At 38.5% G+C, this 24,293-nt stretch carries 13 protein-coding genes; 5 read left to right on the plus strand and 8 right to left on the minus strand.

The features are described 5' to 3' along the window. Positions 1-48: 48 nt before the first annotated feature. From VCM39_RS21140 to VCM39_RS21165, 6 genes are all read right to left on the minus strand, one after another. Positions 49-2,364: a glycoside hydrolase family 76 protein gene (locus tag VCM39_RS21140; RefSeq protein WP_322933360.1), complete on the minus strand. Its 2,316-nt coding sequence runs from the start codon at positions 2,362-2,364 to the stop codon at positions 49-51. Then, entirely contained in the window at positions 2,364-4,901 is a 2,538-nt protein-coding gene (locus VCM39_RS21145) for a glycoside hydrolase family 97 catalytic domain-containing protein (RefSeq protein WP_322933361.1), read from the minus strand. The genes VCM39_RS21140 and VCM39_RS21145 overlap by 1 nt, the downstream gene beginning before the upstream one ends. Before the next feature lie 85 nt (positions 4,902-4,986). Next, the gene (locus VCM39_RS21150) at positions 4,987-7,182 is read right to left on the minus strand and encodes a hypothetical protein (protein WP_322933362.1); all 2,196 of its coding nucleotides are present in this window, start codon (positions 7,180-7,182) and stop codon (positions 4,987-4,989) included. A gap of 304 nt (positions 7,183-7,486) precedes the next feature. Then, positions 7,487-8,635 carry a SusE domain-containing protein gene (locus VCM39_RS21155; RefSeq protein ID WP_221650649.1) on the minus strand — a complete coding sequence of 383 codons (1,149 nt, stop codon included), beginning with the start codon at positions 8,633-8,635 and terminating at the stop codon, positions 7,487-7,489. Positions 8,636-8,658: 23 nt separating this feature from the next. Continuing rightward, a complete protein-coding gene (locus VCM39_RS21160) occupies positions 8,659-10,557 on the minus strand; it encodes a RagB/SusD family nutrient uptake outer membrane protein (RefSeq protein ID WP_221650648.1) in 1,899 nt (632 codons plus the stop codon). A gap of 15 nt (positions 10,558-10,572) precedes the next feature. Next, complete coding sequence (locus tag VCM39_RS21165) at positions 10,573-13,704, minus strand: TonB-dependent receptor (protein ID WP_322933363.1); 3,132 nt, start codon at positions 13,702-13,704, stop codon at positions 10,573-10,575. Between the two features lie 324 nt (positions 13,705-14,028). Between VCM39_RS21165 and VCM39_RS21170 the strand changes: the two genes are divergently transcribed. Continuing rightward, positions 14,029-18,102 carry a two-component regulator propeller domain-containing protein gene (locus VCM39_RS21170; protein ID WP_322933364.1) on the plus strand — a complete coding sequence of 1,358 codons (4,074 nt, stop codon included), beginning with the start codon at positions 14,029-14,031 and terminating at the stop codon, positions 18,100-18,102. A 25-nt stretch (positions 18,103-18,127) separates the two neighbouring features. Here the strand turns inward: VCM39_RS21170 and purN are convergent, their stop codons facing one another. Continuing rightward, the gene (gene purN / locus VCM39_RS21175; RefSeq protein WP_323674007.1) at positions 18,128-18,745 is read right to left on the minus strand and encodes a phosphoribosylglycinamide formyltransferase; all 618 of its coding nucleotides are present in this window, start codon (positions 18,743-18,745) and stop codon (positions 18,128-18,130) included. A 98-nt stretch (positions 18,746-18,843) separates the two neighbouring features. On the opposite strand from purN, the gene VCM39_RS21180 reads away from it, so the two are divergent. From VCM39_RS21180 to VCM39_RS21195, 4 genes are read left to right on the plus strand one after another with little or no spacing between them, the layout of a single operon-like run. Next, complete coding sequence (locus tag VCM39_RS21180; protein WP_002558672.1) at positions 18,844-19,080, plus strand: acyl carrier protein; 237 nt, start codon at positions 18,844-18,846, stop codon at positions 19,078-19,080. A 15-nt stretch (positions 19,081-19,095) separates the two neighbouring features. Further along, entirely contained in the window at positions 19,096-20,358 is a 1,263-nt protein-coding gene (gene fabF / locus VCM39_RS21185) for a beta-ketoacyl-ACP synthase II (protein ID WP_221650644.1), read from the plus strand. Positions 20,359-20,362: 4 nt separating this feature from the next. After that, positions 20,363-21,262 carry a ribonuclease III gene (gene rnc, locus VCM39_RS21190; protein WP_221650643.1) on the plus strand — a complete coding sequence of 300 codons (900 nt, stop codon included), beginning with the start codon at positions 20,363-20,365 and terminating at the stop codon, positions 21,260-21,262. After that, entirely contained in the window at positions 21,259-22,197 is a 939-nt protein-coding gene (locus tag VCM39_RS21195) for a glycosyltransferase family 10 domain-containing protein (RefSeq protein WP_322933366.1), read from the plus strand. The genes rnc and VCM39_RS21195 overlap by 4 nt, the downstream gene beginning before the upstream one ends. Before the next feature lie 481 nt (positions 22,198-22,678). Here the strand turns inward: VCM39_RS21195 and VCM39_RS21200 are convergent, their stop codons facing one another. Beyond that, positions 22,679-24,181 carry an MAC/perforin domain-containing protein gene (locus tag VCM39_RS21200; protein ID WP_322933367.1) on the minus strand — a complete coding sequence of 501 codons (1,503 nt, stop codon included), beginning with the start codon at positions 24,179-24,181 and terminating at the stop codon, positions 22,679-22,681. Between the last annotated feature and the right edge of the window lie 112 nt (positions 24,182-24,293).

The raw sequence follows: 24,293 nt of genomic DNA on the forward strand, positions 1-24,293 counted from the left end.
TAGCAAAATCATAAAAGTTATATTTATATATTAGTTTTAGCAATCTTTTTACATTACGCAAATCTTCTTCCGGCAAGAGGTCTGACCATCAAAAATATCTACCAGATAGAATCCTGAAGGCAAATGAATATACTCCCGGTCTGCCATCATCTGAATACGATCGAGCAAACATCCACCCACTGTATAAACTTGTATGAGGAGCGGAGTCACTTCCTTGTTTACAATCACCATACTTCCTTTTTCTGTAAAGATGGAAAAATTTATATCCGCCCCGCCTATTTGTTCCTGTAAACCGGTTACAGGATTCTTTGCAAACAATTGCCAACGGGATAGCTCAAAGTTCTGGCTTCCGTTAACAGACTTCAGCACAAGCCGATAATACTGATAAGCATTCTCCTTATTGGATATACTTTCCGGATTCTGATTGTCTACCGGTATTTTTCCTTCCCGTTGTAATTCGTCCAGCAATTCAAACAACATGGTTCCACTCAAATGTGTAGAAGCATCATACCGTTTTCCTTCGTCCGTAGAAGATGAAAGTACTCTTTCGGGACGTTCTCTCCAGTTATTCTTAAATATAATTTCCGGTTTCAAAGTAGCAGCATCCCACAGTCCTTTTGCATTTTCAAGCATATACTGCGTATAGTGTTGTTCACGCACAGAATCTAACTTACCCGACAAAATCCATTGTGAGAGATAGCGCATAAGAATACCTTTAAACAGTCCGCCATCGCCCTGTCCTTCACCATTATCCAAAATACCGTCCGGGGAAAACTTAGTCCAGTCATTCACAATGTAATCCCCTGTACGAATGGCTGCATCACGATATTTCTGCTCTCCGGTAATTTTATACAATTCCAGACAAGCCCCCATCCATGTACCTTGATTATAAGTAAATGACCACCCCAAATTATCATTCAAATACGCATCTTTTACAATTCCGTTGTCAAATAACAGATGAGAGTTTGTCCATTCCCATATCTTTTTTGCCCAGTCCAGATATTCTTCGTCCTGTGTCAGGTTGTAGAGTCGTGCAGCCAGAATAGCAGCAGGCGCATTGGAACAGGCATTTTTTGATTCCGGCGAAGCATCATTCCATTGTATTCCTCCTCCATGCTTATCATTCCAGCCTACTTTTATCCAATCCCAAAGTTGAATGGCTCCGGTCTTCCAACGTTGCTCCAACTCATCTCCCCAAACAGCATCTGCTCTCAGGCAAGCCAATCCCATCCATTCCATATCATCAAAAAAGCCATTCCACAAAGAACTTTTACCATATGTTTTCTTACCATATGAAAGCATCGCATTGTATACTCTTATAGCATTTTTACGGTACGTATTATCTCCAGTGCGTTGGTATGCATCTACGAATACATCGATCACATGTGCCATCCACCAGTAGTTGAATCCGTTATTTGACAGGGTGGAGTTCGGATGCCATCCATGTACCAGATAATATCCCGACCCATAGGTTTTCCAGAAAAGTTCCAGCATACTTTGCTGAGCCATGTCGGCTGCCACTCCCCAATCATATTTCTCACGGTCTTTTCCCAATTCATATATCTGCATATTGTTGATAGCCTGCAGGTATACATTACTACGAGAATCAAGCACCTTCCAGTTTTCACGATCATTGGACCCTAATAATTCCCAACTTCTCGGGCTGGAAGCTATGTTATTGGCAGACATCACAGAGTAACCTTCTATCTTTTGCGGAGTATCCAAAGCATATTCTATCCAGCATGACTGAACACCATTTTGTCTGAAAACCTCAGTAGTTTTATCACTCAACAGATTTTTCAGTGAAGAATTATCGGCATACTGTCCGGTTAAGTTATCGGCTTCTGTTATTAAGTTATCGAAATCAGGTTTCGGATAGCCCAGCAATTGCCATTCTGCAATTTCCAACATTGTACCCGAAACTATTTCCTCAATACTAAGCCTGAAATATTTATACGCATTTGTGCCATTGGTTTTACTAACAAGGGCTTCCCGAGGCTTTGTCGTGACTCCCACTCCTGAAAGAATACGCTTCCAGGTTTCTCCGTCATTGGAACCTTCTACCTTGAAGCTTTTCGGAGCGGTAGCCTGCTTGTCCGAAAGAAGCAATAAGTTAGCTGTCACAACCATTGGCCGGGTTGCTTCATACACAATCCAGTTTTTTCCGGTAAACGGAACCGAATATACCGTACTGTCATTTTTATCACTCAGTAGTTCCAGTGTCTCCATCTGATCGGATCGTAAATTTCCCCCTTCATCAAGCAGACTATAACTTTGAAATGTCTGTTGAGCAGATAAGAGTGAAGCAAACATACCCATGCAAACTCCTCCCAGTATTCTAACCATAATCTGTGTTGTTCTCATTATTTTTCTTGTGCTATTATTTTTTGACTATATGATTCTTTCCCTGTATATACATTAACAATATAAGTTCTTCCGGGAGCAAGTGTTTCCGTCAGTCTCCCGTCATGAATATTCCAATGCTGTAATACTTGTCCTTCAACGGAATATAACGTACAGACAGCCTCCTTACTCGCGGTAATTACCTGAAGAGTACATCCTTCTATACGTATTTGAACATCCTTCTCCCGAGCAACGCGTTCATTTCCTACAATACAATTATCAACCACTCTTTTCAAAGTAATACGATCCATATTGGGCATCAACGCAGACGCATTTCCTATTTCAATCTTATTTTTCCCGCTTTCCAATTGTGTCAAGACAGTTGTAAAAGACAAATGTTTGCCTTCCAGGCCACCCGAAGACGGGAAATGATAATAAATCTCCTCTCCACCATTCACCTTGAGATAAGCATCTTTTTCCTTATCGGTCATATAAAAGAAAGTCAGAGCGTATTCACCGCCCTCCTCTACTTCCACATCACTATAGTTTAATTTATTGCTCCTTCCTAAAGCCGACACATATGCCCCACCGGAACAGACTGCATCCTGTTCCTTCTTAGCAAAAGTAGCTGCATCTTCCGCTTCCAATGTTTTCTGCCACGGTTTGGGCAAACAGTCGGACACGGACAGTCGGACACTTGCACCACCAGATGCCAATAACGGAAGTGTAAGGGTTGTATTTTTACCTACATTGGGCTGATAGTCAAAAGCAATTTCAGCTTTACACCCGCCATCCTTATAAATATAGGCATAGTATGTTTTTGTTTCATCCAAAAAGTCCAGCGGTATCGACAACGTACGTGCCTGGTTGCAAATAGAAGACACATACCAGTCATCACCTTTACGGCGAGCCAGCGTAACATAAGACTCCGGTTCGGTTTCCAAACATTTGACATCATCCCAGGCAGCCGGAATATCTTTAAGATAAGATTCTGCTATATTGTACCTATAACTCAACGGATTATCTACATAACATTGAATTCCCGATTCATAGAGACTTAAAAGTGCCAATTGATGAGACCAGGAAGTGTATTGGCTTACTGCTCCCCATTTTGTTCCAAACTCGCCCGGTGTATAGTCCATAGGTCCTATTACATTACGTGTCATCGCCAACATAACATTATGTGATGGTTGCAGTATTACCCTGTTTCCTAAATACATTTCGCCACCATATACGGCTTCCGAAGTCAATACATTAGGCCATGTTCTACGGGTTCCCGACGGACGGGTACACCCGTGCCAATTAACTAAAAGTTCCAAATCCGCAGCTGCTTCCTGTACAATATCATATTGCTTCATCACTTTTTGTGCATCTCCGTCCCAAAAGTCAATCTTTGCACCTTTTACTCCCCAGCTTTTCCATTCGCTCAAAATCCGATTTATTTGCTCTTTATTGCTTGCAAATCTATTCTGATGACTCCACAGAAGCACACCTACCGATTTACCGGCGGCATATTCAACCAATCGTTTCACATCCGAAGAGCCATTCCAACCATCACGTACACTGTCCCAACCATCATCCAATATGAAATACTCCCACCCCATAGAGGCTGCCATATCCACATATTTCACTGCAATATCCCAACTTATTACATTTTCGGCATCTTCGCCTCCCCAATTCCAGGAAGCTCGCCCGGGGCGTACCCATGACCAATCCCGCTGATCGGCATCAACATTCAAATGCTCCACCATCGAGGATTCTATTATTTGATTCAAAGTGCCTAGCATTACTACGCGCCAAGGCGATTCAAAGGGACACTTCACTAACACCGTCCCCTCCGGTTTATAATAATAACAACCTGTCGCCTCGGCAGGCATTAGCCTGCTTGTAGCATAGCTACCTGTATTTGCAGCCTCTGTCAATAGTAAATAACAAGAACCGTTAGTCTCCACTAAGACCGGAGATCCTTGTCCTTCTGCAGATTGTTCCAGGGTCATCGCCCAGTTTTTTCGGTTGTACGTTGTTTCGTAATTAGCATTATACTTTTGCGACCAGGCTATTTTAAAATCATTTACAGCAACTTCGCTCAATTCCTGTCTCAAAGAGCCCGACTCTTTTCCGTCAACCTGATATCTATATGCAAATCCCTCATTGAAAACTCTAAATACTATTTTTATACTACTTCCCAACAATGTGGTAAAAGCCACTTCTTGCTCATTACACCGATTATGATATTCACTCATTTTTCCGGAAGGAAGTGTATAAGTCTCATCTATCTCTCTACTTACCTTATCGACATACTCCAATTTTGTAAAATTAGTAAACGAAAACGAAATTCCAAGTTTGGAGTCCGACACTACGAGCTGTTCGTCTTTATATACCTGATAAAATATATTTTCATCCTTTTGCATCAATTCTACACGAATAGAAGTATCGGGCGAATAAATGGTCGATATAATAGTAGCACTGTTTTGTGCAATACAAACAAATGGTTGTGTCAGAAAGAAACTAATCCACACGCCCAGGATCATTAATAATCTTCGATTGTTCAAATTCATGGTATTATGTATGCAAATAAAATGAAAACAGGAAGCCATTGTATGTTTTTCAGGAAAACATCACGGCTTCCTGTTATTTAAAAAATTAACGAGTTAAAACTTTAGTAGCTACTCCATCTACAGTTACGATATAAAATCCGGCAGATACAGGCACTTCAACAGTACCGTCAACTATGCCTTCTTTTACTTTTTGTCCGCTCAAACCATAAATACAGTAAACAACTCTTTGGTCGGCAGAAATAATAACCTTATTATCTACAGAATAAACCTGTGCCGAAACCTTATCGGTATAGATATCTTTCACACCGGTAATTATATCTATAGGTTGTTTTTCATTAAACAACTGCCATGCTGTAAGTTGCGTATTGTCACGGCTTCCGTTGTTTGCAGTAATTTCCAGTTTGTATACTGCACATTCTTTTGGTTCTGCAATGTTATAAACCAAAGTAGAAGAGGATGTCGGGAATTTTATATCCTTGCGGCTATCAAGTACTATCCATGCTCCATTCATGTAACCATACAATGTCCAGTCTTTCGGATCACGTGACTGTAACTCCCAGGGGACAGTCAAAGAATAACTCCTTGCTGTTTCTGCAGTTTCTAATCTATATTGAAAGAAAATCGGAGTCTTTTCGGTCGGAGACTTAACCTGGTCTGCAGTGAATTTTGTACTCAGCTTTCCATCAACGATATACTGGAATCTTTCACCATGTTCCTTATCAAAATCCCAGCCATCTTCCGAAGCCTCCAAACCGCTATCATCGCCCTTAAACATATCACTCGGCAAGGGGCGTTCTGCACTTACGCAAGGCGAACCAAACAACTGCCATTCTGCAATATTCAGGTTTTCGTCTCCTTTTGCTACAAGACGGAAGTATTGATATGCAACCGGTTCATTCTGATTAAACTCAACTTTATGCTGTTCGTAAACACCCTCTTTGGCAACACCAATGCTACCTAACTCTGTCCAATCACCTTGTCCATCAACCGAACCTTCCACTTTCCAGTTCGTCATATCACCGGAACTGGCAATCGCATATCCGGTCAGCATGAGAGGATAAGGCATTTTTGCCATAAATGTAGCTTCCTTTACATCCAATTCAAGTGATGTGCGTTCATCATTATCCAATAGTGCTATCATCTTACCTTCAGCTACAGTCACATCGGAAGACATTTCAGCCATATCTGTATAGTCGAAAGAATAGGCTACCTTTTCATACCCCGGATCAGAGATAGTAGCATCCACTTTTACTATTGTCATCTTGTCCATATTAGGGGAGTCACTATGTTCGGAAGTGGCTCCGCTATATGAATTCAGCATGACTGTATTTTCTCCCTTTTCCAGATAGAGTAATACAACTTTCTTATAGATTGTCGGTCTGCTTGGATCATCCGACTCTTCTCTTCCCCATGTAGGAGTTTTTTCACTGAATTCCAGATATTGCTTCGGTTGAGCATTCACTTTTACATAAATCCAACGCGTCTGCATAGTAGTATAATCAATATAAAGCGCATAAGCTCCCGTTTCGGGTACGGTCACTTTATAAATTGCACGCCCGGTGCTCCCCAAGGTTACGCCGGCTGTTCCGCTATAATGATCGTTGTGCTCTGTCATCAACTTAGCAGAACCCGAAAGTGCATTACTACTTTCCATTTCAATCTCAATCGGTTCCATTTCTTCCGGAGTTTCTTTCAGTTCCGCAGTAGAAGGAGTGACTGTGATTTTATCTATATTAGGAGCAAAAGACAGATACTTACCTTCACTTTCGGAATATCCGCCAAAAGCTTTAATTACCAAATCATTATCCCCAACCTCTGGTATGTACACCGAAATAGTCTTAGTCACTACTCCCGGACGCTCTACTTCATTTCCATCTTCATCTTTTACGATACCGGGCGCACCATTCCAATTGCCTGTTGTCTCGGTACAATCTACCACTATCGGATTACGGTCGGCGATCTTCACTAACAAGTAACGCTCCTGCATAGAGACATAAGAAATAGACAAGTCGTACATGCCCGGTGCAGGAACATCTGTAATACTATAACCTAACTCTGAATCTTTCCCGACAGATAACTCATCTACAAACTTACCACCAGATACAACATTGCCGTCGGCAGTTGCGTCTGTAACTCTTACATAACTGCTTGCAGAAAAATCTTCTGCTTCACGTTCCCACTTCCAGGATTCCTGTGCGCTTACCATTACTGGCAGAGCAAGCATACCCAACATAAGGATTGCACTTTTGAAAGACGGTTTAAGAGTAATTCTCTTTTCCATACTAATTAGATTTTAAATTAAACAATATTCTTTTTATTCACTCGAATGCCGAGCGGTTGTTGCAAATATAGGGAGCTGCACAAATATCTATAGTATGTATTTACGACAGATTAGCACAGAAGTACGTAGAATAGCCATCTGACGATTCTTTGTCTCGAATGCAGACTCTCCCACGACATAGAAACGGACACAAAGTCTACTCGACTGATATATTCTATTCTCCCTTATCTTCTTAAACATTCGAATACAGAATAATTGTAACAAGAAGATGAGGGAGATAAAAATAAACCGGACATACACGAAGCTATTCGTTTACCGTTACACTATGCGTATATTGCTTGATAGACGGTTGCATATTCAATTCAATAGTCAAATTCTGATTATTATGAGACTTTTTATTAAAACGATAGCAATAATTGGATGAATCATCCACTTCATAAGCATAAAAATAATCTACAGCCGAACTGGCACTTTGTTCAAGTGAGGTCTCTTTTGAATATCCCCAATAGACATAGGTGGAAACACCTTCTGCGTCTGTTTCCTGTATCCGGAATTTATACTTATAGTTATTACTTACAGCAGCGAAGGCAGCAGTTACTGTCCATATCGGCTGAGCCGCACTTTTCAGTTGCATTGTACCCAATACTTCTTTGGTACCATCATACCACACTTCTACTTTTGAGATCTTTGTCATAGAAGCACTTGCCTGATTAAAATCAACCCGGATACGATGTATGCAATCCTTCTCCAAGGGCTGGGTAGAAACCTCTGTCCCTTCAACCAGGCTGGAAGCATTAATCGCGAAGCGACGATACGTTTTATCGGCAAGTTTTTCCACAAAATACAAGCTACCTTCTTTTAACGAAGTGAATATCTCAAAAATTCCACTTCCATTTCCTGTTGCCACCATCTTCATAGGAATCACTTTTGTATAATCATCGCCGGCAGCAGTTGCTGTTCCCATCAGATATAGTTCGGACGGATTATACGCATATCCCAAAGGACGAGTAATCACAATCTTCCCGCTATTGCTACTTTCAATTGCATTAATACCATTGGAAGCCCTTACTTTCCAGTAAATAGTCCCCGTAGTAGATTGCCCGATACCTGCTTTTTCTGCAATCTGATTTAATTCATCATTGGTCAATTCCATAAAATTCTCAGATCCGATGCTTTTAGTTTCTACAGTATAGAATACCTGTGAAAAGTCTTCTGCACTGGAGAACTGAATTTTATAAAAAACCATCGAATAATTGCCTGCATGAGATTTTTCCCATTTCAGTTTCTGCAACTCTTCTTTATTTTCAGAAGTCACCGTAACGTTCATAGGAACTCCTTCAACTGAAAATGCTGATAAGGTTGTTTCCGAATTATCATCCCAATCAAAGTTTGAACAAGAACTCAGAGTCAGAATCAGTCCCAGCACATATTGAATATATTTCATAGTCTTCATATCTTTCACTATTAAAATTTAAATTATTCTTCCATATCCGACGAGCTTATACTGCTCCATTCCGGATTTTGCACCAATTTGTTTGCTTTATAAATATCACTTAGCGGAACAGGCCATAAGAGATTATGCTCCGGGAATGTTCTTGTTTCAAACAGGGTACGTTTATAGAATGCTGATTTCCCAGCAGGATCATTCACATTCATACCATACTTCGGACCATTAAAATATTGATGAGCAACGCCCCAACGTATACAGTCAAAGTAACGCGCTTCCTCAAAACCTAATTCCACTCTTCTTTCACGACGAATAACTTCACGCATCTCTTCCTGAGTAGACGGAACAGCAAGCCCTTGCTCACCATATCCCGGAATACCGGCACGTTTTCGAATATCATTCAAGTATTTCAAAACAGTACTTTTATTTTTATCAAAATTAGCTTCATTCAATGCTTCAGCATAATTCAGATAAAATTCTCCTAAACGGAACAGGATAGCTGCATGCTCAATCTTCTGGTCGGTTTCAATATTACTATTGGGATTCACAAGTTTACGACACAGATAACCTGTCTGTGAATAATTTCGGGTTTCTTTATCTGTACGCCCGGTATTTCCACCATACCAGAACTGAACCTGGGTTTGATTGAATTTAGACATCCATTTAGAGTTATCAAAGCAAACTGACACATAAAAACGCGGTTCTCTGCCTGCATACATTTTATAAGTACCCGGCATTGTGTATCCATCATCACCGGTAGAGGTGGTAAAGCCCTCTTCCACATAGCCGGACTTCTGATTAATAACAGGACTTCCATCGGCATTATAACCCAGAATCGGAGACTCACCATTCTTCATAAAATAAGCATCTACCATTTCCTGTGTAACACCCCATCCGGACCATCCTTTTACAAAACGAGGCGAGCAAGCCAGATCCATTTCCCAAAAGCCTCCGGCAGGTTTAGCCCAGATAATTTCTGAATTCCAATCTACAATGAAAATATTCTGATAAGATTCATAAGGATCGGCAGAAGGAGCTTTATACAAAGCAAAATCTGTATACTTAAACACTTCTTCCGTTGCCTGAACTGCCGCTTCCCAACGTTCTGTAGCACCTTCATTGGTGTAGTCCATCATGTAAGAGCCATCTATATTCTTAAAGCTCTTGAACAATGGAGTTGTTTTGTCACGATTGTAAAGATCACTGGCGGCATACAATAAGACTCTTGCTTTAATAGCCTTACAAGCCACTTCTGTAATTCGTCCGTAATCATTTTTGTTCAAATACCTGGGATCTCTGCTATCTGTGATGTTCACATCGAGCAGGCAGTGACCATCAATCACACCATCCAACTCTGATGTTACATAATTGAAACACTGGCTGATACTGCTACGAGCGATGTTCATTTCTTCAACTGACGCATCTCCTTCTACCAAATCATCTGACAGAATAACCACCGGACCATACTGCCGGATCAGACAGAAATAAAACCAGGCTCTCAATCCACGGGCTTCTGCCTTATATTGTGCAATTTCTGTTGGTTTCAACTCAATGTTCTGGTCCACATGATTCATAAAATAAGTAGCGGCACGGATACCGGCATAATAATGTGACCATAGGTTGCCATAAAACAAGCTTTCCTTATCGGGAGCCAGTAACCCAAGATTTATTTTAGAAATTTCATAATCTGTGTAAGTCACATCTATTTCATCTGATACACCAGCCCAGATCGTTTCATTACTCCAGTTATAAGGAGGCCGGATATAAGAGTAAACATTAGCAAGAAACTCCAACGTACTTTGTCTGCGTTGAAACACTTTCTCCATCGTGTCAAGATTATCCGGTTCGTTGTCAAAAAAATCACTGCAAGATGAACACGGAATAGCCATCAAAAGGCAAACTATAATTCTATTAATATATTTTTTCATAATGCTTTTCTTGTTTTAGAATGAGAAGTTTAATCCTATATTGCACGACTTCGTATTCGGGTATTTAGTTCCGTCACATGCACCTAATTCTACATCCCACATATCAAACTTTGTAAAAGTGAGCAAATTATATCCTTGTATATAAAGTCTCAAATTATAAAGTCCCCACTTCTTTGTAATCTCTGATGGAATAGTATAACTAAAATCCAACGTCTTCAAACGCAGATAAGAGCCATCATGTAACCAGAATGTACTTTCCGAATAATTCTCGGCATTAGCAGACATACCATAATCCAGTCTCGGCCACTTTGCATTCTGGCTTGGGTTCTCCGGAGTCCAGCGATCTACTATATTAGCATATAAGTTTCCTCTTGCCGCAGCATCCGAGAAGGGTTTTAGAGCAGAAGCACTCAAAGAAAGATCGCATTTGGCTACTCCCTGGAAGAAGGCTCCTAACGTAAAGTTTTTATAAGTAACCGTTGCACCCAACCCGTAAACGATCTGTGGCACCTCCGGATTACCAATGTATTTCTTATCGTAGGCATCAATCACTCCATCATCGTTCAAATCACGATACTTCAAGTCACCCGCCTGTACATTAACTCCTCTGAGCTTAGGTACTTTAGGATCAGTAATGTCTTCGGAAGTATAGAAGCCATCACAAACATATCCGAATTTAGTATTCAGGGAAGATCCACGGGAATTTAACCACGAATATGGTTTTATCGGGGTATCGTCTTCAATAATCTCATTCTGATTGTAAGAGAAGGTTCCTCTGAACATAAGACCGACTTTCCCAATCTGTTTTGATAAATCAGTTGTTACTTCAAACCCCTTATTCTCTACCGTTCCTAAGTTTCCAAAAGGAAGTGTAGTAATACCAATATAATTCGGGATACCCTGACGTCTCAGGAATATATTCTCACGGCGTTCTTTAAAGAAATCAACCGCAAAAGTCAAATCATTATTCCACAAATTGAAATCAACACCAAGATTCATTTTGGTAGAAGTTTCCCAGGATACATCTACGCCCATACGCCCCACGGTAACGCCACTATAACCATTCTGCCGCTGATCACCAAAAGTGTATCCACTTCCATTGCCTACCGTAGACAGGTAAACAAAACGTTCATCGCTTTCTCCTCTGCCCTTTGTATCAAGTTGGCTGTTACCGGCTTGTCCCCATGAAAAACGGAGTTTCAGGAAATTGATATAGTCTGATACCGGCTGAAAGAATTTCTCATTGGAAGGTACCCATGCCAGTCCGAAAGAAGGGAAGAATCCGAAACGCTTTTTAGGTGTGAAATTCTCTGCACCGTTGTATCCGAAATTACCTTCAAAGAAATAGCGGTCATCATAAGAATAAGTAGCACGGCCTGCAATACCTAAATTCCGGAACGGCATTGAATGCATCAATGTACCAGCAGTAACGTTAGAGTAGTCCGTCATATTATACAAAAACAAACCACTCACCCGATGTTTTTGAGCAAATGTCTGATCATAATTCAAAGCTGCTTCAAGATAGTATTGACGATGTCCCCATTGTTGCTTGTTAAACCCCCAGCTATCAGTACCTTTCATCTTATCTGTACGTTCCAGAATCAATTGTCCGTTATCATCGCGTCCGGTAGCTTTATAAGTTATAGGGTTGGTACCTGTACGCTGAATATCATTTCTCATATAAAAGTCATAAGCAACCAAGGCACGCGCACTTAAACCTGGCAAGAAGAAGTCCAGGTTTTGTTTCACACGCAAATCTGCCCGGGTTTCACTTGTGTTCCGTTTATTACTACCCATACGGTAAACCATAGCATAAGGATTCGTAACCTCTCCTCCATTATCAATATAAGGAATGGCATAGTTATCATAACTTACCGGAAACATCACCGGATAAGCCCGCATTATCATTTTGAACACATCTTCTGCCTTATAATAAGGAGTGTTGTAATCAGAAATCTCTCCTTTTATACCCAAGTCCACCTCTGTAGACTTAGTCACCTGCATGGTTAAATTAGAAACGAAATTTATACGGTTAAAATTCATACTTCCGTCATACTTTTCGTCTTTTCTCTCTTCATACAGTCCGCCCTCATTATAATAGCCCAAACTAACATAGTACTGAGCAAATTCCGAACCACCGTTAGCACTGATGTTAGCACGTTGATTATAACCATGATCTTTGAAAATCTCTTTCATCCAGTTTACATTCGGATAAAGTAGCGGATCCTCCTGATTATAGGTTTTATTAATGACATCTTGCGAATAAACAGGCGTTCCACCTTTATTCACCGATGCTTCATTGGCCATCTGCATATAAGTAATACCATCTGCCAGATCAGGGATCTTTGTGAAACTGGTCACACCGGCATTATATTCTACTTTTATCTTCGGCTTTCCCTTAACGCCTTTTTTGGTCTCTATCAAAATAACGCCATTAGCACCTTTCACACCATAAACAGCAGTTGCCGATGCGTCTTTCAATACCTGAAATGATTCAATATCTTCCGGATCAATATTAGAATAAGAGCGCTCTACACCATCTACCAGAACAAGCGGAGTAGTATTTGTAGTAGTAGAAACACCCCGAATCCAAATTTGTGTATTATCATCATTTCCGGCTTCACCACTCCGCTGCATCCCAATTACACCCGCAACACGACCTGCTAACACAGAATTAAGAGTAGCTACCGGTTGTTTCAAATCTTCTACAAATTTCACACCGGACTGTGCACCAATTGTCGAGATTTTACGTTGCGAGCCATAGCCAACAGCCACAACCTCATCCAACATCATAGCATCTTCAACCAATGTGACATCTATACTTGCACGATTATTGATTTTTACCTCCTGAGGTTTATATCCTACAAAGCTAAATACCAATGTAGCATTTCCAGGAGCATTCAATACAAAGTTTCCATCCATATCTGTTATTGTTCCGGAAGTCGTACCTTTCACTAATACAGAAACTCCGATAGCAGGTTCTCCTTTTTCATCTTTCACAATACCAACAATACGAATCTGTTTTGATTGCTGTTGTTCTGCAACGACCGTAGTACCGGAAGTTTCTGCTTCAGCACAAACAGATAGCATCATTCCCACACATATAAGTAATGTAGGAATCAACCTTTTGTTTTTTTTGCATGCCATAGTTATACATTTAAAGTTATTAATAAATTTTTCTGAGTACAAAAATAGACTATTCCTTATTTTCATTAGTTCCAAAACATGACATATTAGTATAACTAAAAAGATATCTTTAAAATAATTTTTCAAAAGAACGTTTTTAAGCAAATCGCATATATACCTAATATATAGAGCCTTATACCCCACCAAAAACATTACAAAGACTCACAGAAAGATCTTTTTCACAAAAACAGACTGATAAGTCACAAAAACAGATAAAAAAGAAGACAGCATTATTGCGTATTATTTTTATAATATCTTCTTTTGCCTAACCAAAATCACAATATCATGAAAAGGCATATTTTACTTCTATTAGTATCCGTATTATTTTCAAGTATCTCTACTCATAAAACACAGGCATACAATACTTATAGAATATCAAGTAAAGAGGGGTTATCCAACAGCTCTGTTTTATCATTGTATCAGGATAAAGATGGTTACTTATGGGCAGGAACCTGTGATGGTTTAAACATACTGGATGGAAATGACATTGAGATTTATTATCCGAATGAAGAACTATCCAACAGTATCTCAGGAAATTTAATAGAAGCTGTATCCGAACTTTCAGATGGTAAATTTTGGGTACGCACCAATTATGGACTTGATCTGTTTGATAAATATCAAAAAAGTATCAAATGCTACACACAATTTGAAGGATATTACAAATACTCTCATAACAAACTTCAGGAGACGCTTGTACTTTACAATGATAACAACCTTTATTTCTATAATAAGAAGGAACAAATATTCTCTCTTGCAGGACCTCTACCGGTAAACTACAAAGAGGTTATTGATTTCTTCATTGATGATACGAACAGAGTATGGATATGTACGCCGGACAAAGTTATAAATGCAACCTTAAAAAACGGTAGAATAATAAATGTAGAAAAAAATTCGTTGTTCTATGATACTCACTTTTGGTACTTATTCCACGAACAGAATAAATTGTATTTTGTCGATGGATCATACATATTGTATGAGTTCGATATAGAAAACAATGTAAAAAAGCATATTATCAATCTCAAAGAGTTAATTCAGGAATACGGAAACATATCGACTATTATAAAAGATAAAGATGATTATTTGGTAGGTTTCCTGACAAGTGGTCTTATCCGTATCAAATATACTCCACAGAATGCATCCAAATATGTTATTGAGGAAACTACTATTCATTGCGGGGTCTTTTCTTTATTGAAAGATCTTTATCAAAATATCATATGGATAGGAACTGATGGACAAGGTATTTACAGGTATTCAAACGATAGTTACACTTTTCATTCGATTACTTATGACCAATTTCCAATACAAATATCCAAACCAATCCGTAGTCTGTATCTAGATTCAAAACAAAATTTATGGATAGGAACAAAAGGGGATGGAGTAATACGAATAGAAAATTTCCATCCGGAACAAGATAACCGTACTAAAAAAATATCCCAATATACTATTCATAACAGTTCATTGGCAAATAATTCAATCTATACTTTCTGCCCCGGCAAAAAGGATATACTATGGATGGGGAGTGACGGGGATAAACTGAACTACTATTCGTATACCGACAACAAAATTCACGAAGTAGCTATGCCTGATAATATTTCTATAAAAAATGTACATGTTTTGTATGAAGCCAATGACACTACACTATGGATAGCAACCGTGGGACAAGGTATCCTAAAAGCCACATTAAGCAATAACCCCAATCACCCCAATCAACCACAAATCCTTGCAATAAAGCCGATACAGTTAGGAAAAGAGCTCACTCATGCCCATTTCTTCTCTATGTATCAGGAAAACGACAGCATTCTCTGGCTTGGAAGCCGTGGTAATGGGGTAGTCAGATTAAATCTAAAGACTCTCAAATATAATAATTACCTATTACATAAGAAAAAGACATCGCCGGTCAATGATATATTCTGTATGCATCGTGACAGTCAGCTAATTTATTTAGGAACAAGTTCCGGACTGATAGAGGTACAACTCATAAACAGGAAATTACAGACCCGGAATGCCACTCGTGAATTTCACTTCCCCAACAATACGATACACGGGATATTATCAACCTCTTCCAATGAACCTCTCTGGCTCAGTACAAACGGAGGACTTATAAAATATGATTATAACAATCAAAACGCAGAAGTGTACGACCAGCGAAACGGTCTAAATGTTATAGAATTCAGTGATGGCGCTTATTTCAAAGACAAAGAGAAAAACGATCTTTACTTCGGAGGAATCAACGGGTTTGTTGTAGTTCATACAGAAGATATAGAAAATCAAATTTATACACCACCTGTCCTTTTCAAAAATATACGTATCAATGAACAAAATATCAATATCCGGAATTTAATGAAGGACGGAGTATTAACTCTGACATCCCAACAGAATTTTTTCACTCTTTCATTTAGTGTATCCGATTATATCAACAGGAATAACCATACTTATTTCTATCAGCTAAAAGGCTTCAACGAACATTGGTTCAACAACTATAATTCTAATAAGATAGTAATCACAAACCTCCCTCCGGGAGAATATACCTTATTAACCAGATATCAGTGCGGACTTACGCAAAGTGACATCTACTCATTAAAAATAAAGATACTAGCACCATGGTATGCAACTACCTGGGCATATATCTGCTATTTCCTCATAGTCACCCTCACTTTGAGTTATATCATATATACCTCTGTCAAAAGACATCAGAAAAAACGAAAATACCAATTAACAAAGCTACATCAAAAACAAAAAGAAGAAATCTATGAATCTAAACTCCGGTTCTTCACTAACATTACACACGAGCTGTGTACACCATTAACACTGATTGCAGGGCCTTGCCAACGTGTACTGACATATCCAAAGTCGGATAGCTTCATTCTGAAATATACAGAACTGATCCAACGTAATGCTCAACGCTTGAATGAGCTGCTACAAGAATTAATTGAATTCAGAAGAATCGATACCCAACATCGGCAATGCACTATTGAGAACATAGACATCTCAGGACTTGTAAAAGAAATATTCAATTCTTTTGCTGAACTGGCTGACTCAAGAGCTATTCATTATCAGATATCTATTACGGATAATATAATGTGGCCCACTGATCGGAACGCTATCATCACAATCGTCACAAACTTAATATCAAATGCCTTCAAATATACACCTAACGAAGGAGATATATCCATAGATATTAGTACAAACAACAATTCTCTACAATTCAAAGTCAATAACAGTGGTTTGGGAATTCAACCTGAAAACATCCAACGAATATTCGATCGCTATCGTATTCTCGATCATTTTGAGAAACAGAGCTTACAAGGTGGAGCTACACGCAACGGCTTAGGTTTGGCCATTTGTAAATCATTGGTCGAACTTCTGAACGGAAATATTCATGTAGAAAGTACCCCAAATGTTCTGACTACTTTCCTGGTAGAACTTCCACAAATGGCTATAACACCACAAAGTAACACTACTAACATAAACAGAGAGGTAGAAATCAGATCCCAAAAAGTAGACTTCGTTCTATCTCCTAAAGAGTATGAGTATCAGGAATCAAGACTTACTATTTTCATAATTGATGACGATGCAGAAATGCTATGGTTCATATCAGAACTATTCACAGACAGATACAATGTAATACCTCTTTCTAATGCTTCTCTGGCATTAAGAAAATTGGAAACAATACATCCGGACATCGTCATATCCGATATATACATGACTCCCATAGACGGTATTTCCCTTACTAAGAAACTTAAAGAAAACAAGCAAACATCTCATATTCCGATAATCTTACTATCAGCATCACAAGATATAAAAGAACAGATTAAAGGAATGGAATCCGGAGCAGATATCTATCTGAGTAAACCATTTAACGTAGAATATTTAAAGACGGTTGTTGACAATCTCATCAAAAGAAATCATTCTTTAAAAGATTACTATGAATCAACATTAAGTACATTTAATCTTACTAACGGGAAACTACTTCATAGTAGCGATCAGGAATTTCTGAATAAAATGCTTCAGATTATAGATGAGAACATCATGAATCCGGAAATATCTACACAGTTTGTTGCCGATGCCATGGGATTAAGTATCAGAAATTTATATAGAAAATTGGAAGGAATCACGGAAATGACTCCCACTAATATAATAAAGGAGTACAGACTAAGCATGGCACAGAAGTTATTAGTAAAGACCAAACTATCCATTGATGAGATCATTTATAAGTCGGGATTTACCAATCGCGGAACCTTCTTTAAGTTATTCTCATCTAAGTATGGATATACACCCAAAGCCTATAGAGAACAAAAAATGAGTGAAATATCATTGGAAACAGAAGTATCATCTGATAATACATATAATAATGTATAAAAGGGACTACCACCAATACCAGCCCTTATCTCAAGAGTTTTTCTATTACCAGCGGATAACATTCATATTCCAAAGAATGCACTTTCTTTGCTACATCAGCAGATGAGTCTTCGGGCAATACCGGGCATTTTGCCTGAAAAATAGTATTGCCTTCATCATAGCGTTCATTTATATAATGTATAGTAATACCACTTTCTTTTTCTCCGGCAGCCACTACTGCTTCATGTACACGGTCGCCATACATCCCCTTCCCTCCGAACTTCGGAAGCAAAGCAGGATGTATATTTATGATTTTATCAGGATAAGCATGCAAAAGTATTTCAGGTACACGCACCAGAAATCCGGCCAGAACAATAAAATCAATATTATATTCACGCAATGAAAGCAAAATTTGCTCACCGGAACTCCAATCATCTTTTAAAAACACCCTGGAGGGCACTTTCAGACGGTTTGCACGTTCCAAAACATACGCATCACTCCTGTTAGAAAGTACCAATGCCACTCTAATTAAATCATTCTCCTGGAAATACCGGATGATGTTTTCGGCATTTGTGCCGGAACCGGAAGCAAAAATTGCGATGTTTTTCTTCATAACCAACCTATTCTCTGCACAAAACAGTGAAAAATGTGCAAAAGAATGCATTTATTTAATCAAATATTTGCGCAGAACGATAAATATTTATTCCTTTGCACCGCAAAATTAAAGAAATAAAACTAATTATTAATTAAAAACTTAAAGTTATGTCTGAAATTGCATCAAGAGTGAAAGCGATTATCGTTGATAAATTAGGCGTTGAAGAATCAGAAGTTACAACTGAAGCAAGCTTCACTAATGACCTGGGAGCTGATTCTCTTGACACTGTAGAACTTATCATGGAATTCGAAAAAGAATTCGGTATCTCTATTCCAGATGACCAAGCTGAAAAGATTGGTACTGTAGGTGACGCTGTATCTTATATCGAAGAACACGCTAAGTAATCGGATTTCATCAATATGGAATTAAAAAGAGTTGTAGTAACAGGCCTCGGCGCCATTACTCCCGTTGGCAATAGTGTACCCGAATTTTGGGAAAACCTGGTGAACGGGGTTAGTGGAGCAGGGCCTATTACTCATTTCGATGCTTCGCTATTCAAGACCCAATTTGCATGTGAAGTAAAAGGCTTCGATGCAACTAAATATATCGACCGCAAAGAAGCACGCAAAATGGACCTGTATACACAATATGCTGTAGCAGTAGCCAAAGAAGCAGTTGCTGACTCTGGTCTTGATGTCGAAAATGAAGATTTAAATAGAATCGGCGTTATTTTCGGTGCAGGTATCGGTGGTATTCGTACATTTGAAGAAGAAGTAAGTAGCTACGCTCTTCATCAGGAAAATGGTCCAAAGTTCAATCCGTTCTTTATTCCTAAGATGATTTCGGATATTGCTGCCGGACAGATTTCTATTATGTATGGTTTCCACGGTCCTAACTATGCAACATGTTCTGCATGTGCTACTTCTACTAATGCCATTGCCGATGCATTCAATCTTATCCGTCTGGGTAAAGCGAATGTAATCGTATCTGGTGGTTCGGAAGCTGCTATCGCTGCTGCCGGTGTAGGAGGTTTCAATGCAATGCATGCACTGTCTACCCGTAATGACTCCCCGGAAAGTGCATCCCGTCCGTTCAGCGCAAGCCGTGACGGATTCGTTATGGGTGAAGGTGGTGGTTGTCTTATTCTTGAAGAATTGGAACACGCCAAAGCACGTGGTGCGAAGATCTATGCAGAAGTTGCCGGTGTAGGTATGTCAGCTGATGCTCATCACCTCACAGCCTCACATCCGGAAGGATTAGGCGCTAAGTTAGTGATGTTGAACGCATTGGAAGATGCAGAAATGGATCCGAAAGAAGTTGATTACATCAACGTACACGGAACATCTACTCCTGTAGGTGATATCTCGGAAGCTAAAGCTATTAAAGAAGTATTTGGTGACCATGCATTTGAGTTGAATATCAGTTCAACCAAATCAATGACAGGCCATTTATTAGGTGCTGCCGGTGCGGTAGAATCTATTGCAAGTATTCTTGCTATCAAAAATGGTATTGTTCCTCCGACTATCAACCATGAAGAAGGTGACAATGACGAGAACATAGACTATAACCTTAATTTCACTTTCAACAAAGCACAGAAACGTGAAGTTAACGTTGCCTTGTCCAATACATTTGGATTCGGTGGTCATAACGCCTGTGTCATCTTCAAGAAATACGCAGAGTAAAGCCGTGCTACGAAATCAAATAGACAAGATAAGACTGCTGTTCTGTAAGGACAGAGAGTCTTATCTTTGTTTTTATAGAATACTTGGATTCTATCCTCGTAACATCCATCTCTACGAGCAAGCTCTTCTACACAAATCTACTTCTCTCCGTTCTGAAAAAGGACGCCCTTTAAATAATGAACGCCTGGAATTTTTGGGTGATGCTATTCTTGACGCCATTGTAGGAGATATCGTATATAAACACTTCGAGGGAAAAAGGGAAGGTTTCCTGACCAATACCCGTTCAAAAATCGTTCAACGCGAAACATTGAACAAACTGGCTGTACAAATCGGCCTTGACAAACTCATTAAATATTCCACCCGCTCTTCATCTCACAACAGTTATATGTACGGCAATGCCTTTGAAGCTTTTATCGGGGCCATCTATCTTGATCAGGGATACGAACGTTGTAAGTTATTTCTTGAAGAGAAAATAATACATCCGTATATTGATCTGGATAAATTGTCACGCAAAGAAGTAAACTTCAAATCTAAACTGATTGAATGGAGCCAGAAAAACAAGGTTGAAGTCTCTTTTGAACTTATAGAACAATTCTTCGACAAAGAAAGCAATCCTGTGTTCCAGACAGAAGTACATATTGAGGGCATACCTGCCGGAACCGGAACAGGCTATTCTAAAAAAGAGTCCCAACAAAATGCTGCACAAATGGCGCTAAAAAAAATAAAGACGCCTGAATTCATGGCAAGTATAGAAGAAGCCAAAATACAATCAACAGCAGCAGTAATAGAAACAGAAGAGGCGACAGCAGAAATACCAGAACAAGAACCAGAAATAATTACAGTAACAGAAAGTCTCACACAGAAAGAGCTCACCGAAGAGCATGAATTATCCGAAACAACATGAAAACTATAAAAGTAAAATTCGTTGATTTCTGGGAAAACTTTGATCCCCAACACAACTTCATAGCAGATATAATTTCTAAGAAATATCGGATTGAGCTTAGTGATACTCCTGATTATCTGTTCTTTTCAGTCTTTGGATATGAAAATATAGATTATCACAATTGTACTAAAATATTCTACTCCGGTGAAAACATCACGCCAGATTTCAATATCTGCGACTATGCCATTGGCTTTAACTTCCTATCATTCGGTGACAGATATATACGTATACCTTTTTACACAGCATATGGTGTACAGCAATTAGCAGCTCCCAAAGTGATAGTTCCCGAAGTGGTTCTTAACCGTAAATTCTGTAGTTTCGTAGTTTCTAATGCCAAAGGAGCTCCCGAAAGAGAACGTTTTTTCCAACTATTGTCAGAATACAAACAAGTGGATTCGGGAGGTCGCTATAAAAATAATGTAGGAGGTCCGGTTCCCGATAAAACTGCTTTTATCAAGGACTACAAATTCAATATTGCATTTGAAAATAGCATGTGTGACGGTTATACCACTGAAAAAATCATGGAGCCGATGCTTGTTAACTCCGTACCTATCTACTGGGGTAATAAACTTATTGACCGAGATTTCAACCCGGCTTCTTTCATCAATGTCTCCAGCTATTCTTCTTTGGAAGAAGCAGTAGAGCACATTGTCCGACTGGATCAGAATGATGATGAGTACCTTTCTCTATTATCTACTCCCTGGTTTAATAAGGAGAATTATCTAAACTGGGAAGAACAACTGATAACTTTCTTCGATAATATCTTCGAAAAACCTCTATCCGAAAGCAGATATATTCCAACTCACGGGTATATCCAAACTTATCATTATAGACTGCACCGCATGGTGAGGGATAAATTATTTCACGACCGGATCACTTTAAAAAGGTTTAAATGAGAGAATGTTCTAAGCTTATGTACCCTTATCTAGAATATATTCAGCAAATATCTTCAAATTAGGGATATTCCGAAAAAAGGAGCGAATGAAAAAAATTAAGAGCAAAGCAAAGACTATGATAAAATATTCTTTGCTACTAAAACGTAAGAAAAATAAGGCATTTACTGAATATCCCCAATTATATAGGACAAAGAGTAAAATCCTCTTCTTATTGCTTTTACTTTTCCAATTCTATCCTCAGCGGTTTTCAATAAAAAAATAAAATAAAGAGCAAAGTATACTTTCAAGCACCTTTGCTCTTTCATTTTATAATAAATCTCATATTTACAAAAAAAGCATAAAACCTTCTAAAGATCCACCACTCACACTTATTTTTCATTCACCCAAATAGGTAAAAAACAACTTAAGATATTGATTTCAAGAAATATCCCAATATCCCCAAAATCAGAAAATTTCGAAAGCTTCTCAAACTTTCTAATTTCTAATTATATACATACCCTTTAAGCCCCCAGTTTTCATTCTTATAACTCATTTGTGTTACAACCTCCTCCCACGAAAAGACATAGAAACGATCTTCCCACAGAGGAGCATACATTTCATAAATGGGTTTTGCATTAGCAGTAGACTCTGCTAATATATAGCCTTTAAGCCCCCAGTTCTCATTATGATGTACATTTATCTGGTTCTGAACTTCCTCCCACGAAAAGACATAAAAACGATCTTTCCATAAAGGAGCATGCATTTCGTAAATAGGTTTTGTATTAGCAGCCGATTCTGCTAATATATAGCCTCTGAATCCCCAATTTTCATTATGATGTACATTTATCTGGTTCTGAACTTCCTCCCACGAAAAAACGTAAAAACGATCTTTCCATAGAGGAGCATGCATTTCATAAATAGGCTTTAATTGTAAAGGTTCTCCCAATTGACTATTTTCAATATATCTTACTACAGCTTCTTTTACTTGTTGTTGTTTTACAGGATCAGAGATAAATTCATAGATAGGATATGCCTTTTCCCAGTTTATTTTTGTCAGACCGGCATTGGCAGCAGTAACAGACTTCTCCCAAGAATATTTATCAATTGTAGGATAACCTGTTTCTAAATTATACGTACCACCAACACCTTCGCCACCTTTATACTCCAGATACAAAGTTTGATCTCTCTTTTCCGCACTAGTAGACACATCTTCAGTCACAGTGTTGTCTACATCAGCATTCAATCCAATTTTATTTAAGGTTCCTTTAAATCCAGCTTTTATAATTCTTGTTTTAGTCTCTTTATTATCTTCTTTTATAATACTAGAACTATACATAACACGAAGAACACCACCGATTGTTATGTCTGTTAGCACATGCGTTCCATAATCTTTCACAAACTGATCGGCTGACGTCATATTAGCAACATCTCTTTTAAATTTATCTGTCAAAAAGTTAGATAAAACTTTAACATCTTCAGCCAAATGAAGCCATCTCACATCTTTACATATATCAGCACTCGCAAACGAATATTTAGTAGATAGTAAATATCTCGTAAAATTAGATTTAGAAAAAGTACCTGTAAAACTCAAAGTACCTTTCTTTGTTGGTATACTCGAACTACCTTCAGCAGGTGCATTCTCATAATTAACAGAAGCAATCACACCTGAATTTTTGGTAACTTCTTTTATATATTCAGATGACGAATAGCCATAATGATATTGATTTTTTCCACTAACTTCATTGCTGGTTATTACACTGTTTCTATCGTATTCACGTAATTTTACTATATCAATTACTGAATTCCGAATTGAATATTTATCTAAATAATCACCCGTAACATCATAGCTAAAACCTAAAGCATGATCATCAGTGTCAAGCGATCTCGTTTTAACTTCCTCATTATCATTCACCCTCGAATTCACAAAAGTCTCATATTGTCCAATCTCGTCAGAACAAGAAAACAACAGTGTAATAAAAGACAAAACACATAATTTCTTTTTCATAAGCAAATATTATTAAAAGGTTAAACAATACAAAAATACTCTTTTATTTCTAATTCACCGCAAAACAAAGAAAATATTATCAACAAAGTGCTTTAAGAAGATTAGTCACACA

It is taken from the genome of Bacteroides mucinivorans, from assembly GCF_034654355.2.
Taxonomy (GTDB): Bacteria; Bacteroidota; Bacteroidia; order Bacteroidales; family Bacteroidaceae; genus Bacteroides; species Bacteroides nordii.